The organism is Bacillus sp. GbtcB10 (genome assembly GCF_019091365.1).
Taxonomy (GTDB): Bacteria; Bacillota; Bacilli; order Bacillales; family Bacillaceae; genus Bacillus; species Bacillus altitudinis.
Genome location: NZ_JAGXJP010000374.1, coordinates 1 through 238, shown reverse-complemented (window position 1 = coordinate 238; position 238 = coordinate 1). Strand labels below are relative to the sequence as shown.

Below are 238 nucleotides of genomic sequence, written 5' to 3'. Positions count from 1 at the left end.
TGTTTTCTAATTTGACGTTCTAATTTACTGGTTGCTAGGTCTACTGCATTGAACATATCCTCATTATGCACCTCTGCTCGAAGTGCTAGATCAGTCATTGGAATGGTAACCTCAACTTTAGATTCTTGTTCGTTGTAAAATTTCAAGTTCACGTTGACTGAAGCATTATCATCTGTCTCAAAATAACGCTCCAACTTTCCAATTTTTTTCCCGACATGATCTCTTAGTGCAGGTGGTA

Annotated in this window: 1 protein-coding gene; it reads right to left on the bottom strand. The window is 37.8% G+C overall.

Annotation, left to right across the window (positions count from 1 at the left end):
* The coding region (gene hpf, locus KVT11_RS20545; protein ID WP_217609212.1) for a ribosome hibernation-promoting factor, HPF/YfiA family at positions 1-238 on the bottom strand (238 nt) is incomplete at both ends.